The 301-nt window shown below is 44.9% G+C and carries 2 tRNA genes; both read right to left on the bottom strand.

The annotated features are described in order from the left end of the window. Positions 1 to 131 precede the first annotated feature (131 nt). Positions 132 to 208: transfer RNA gene (locus tag KNO68_RS14910), tRNA-Pro, on the bottom strand. A 6-nt stretch (positions 209 to 214) separates the two neighbouring features. Further along, positions 215 to 291, bottom strand: a tRNA-Arg gene (locus tag KNO68_RS14905). Between the last annotated feature and the right edge of the window lie 10 nt (positions 292 to 301).

Below are 301 nucleotides of genomic sequence, written 5' to 3'. Positions count from 1 at the left end.
CGTCCTGAGCCAGGATCAAACTCTCCAAAGAATTTGATATAGCTCTTAAATTGACGAAGCTTGCGCTTCATTCAAAAATTGTAAAACTTTTTTTGCCTCATCGTTCAGTTTTCAAAGACCAAAAAAATAAATGGTCGGGAAGACAGGATTCGAACCTGCGACCCCTTGGTCCCAAACCAAGTGCTCTACCAAGCTGAGCTACTTCCCGTTAAAATGGTGCACCCTGAGAGATTCGAACTCCCGGCCTTTAGATTCGTAGTCTAACGCTCTATCCAGCTGAGCTAAGGGTGCATATGGTGCG

The sequence above is a fragment of the Exiguobacterium sp. s75 genome (genome assembly GCF_018617145.1).
In the GTDB taxonomy this organism is placed as follows: domain Bacteria; phylum Bacillota; class Bacilli; order Exiguobacteriales; family Exiguobacteriaceae; genus Exiguobacterium; species Exiguobacterium profundum.
This window is presented reverse-complemented; position numbering and strand designations above follow the sequence as displayed.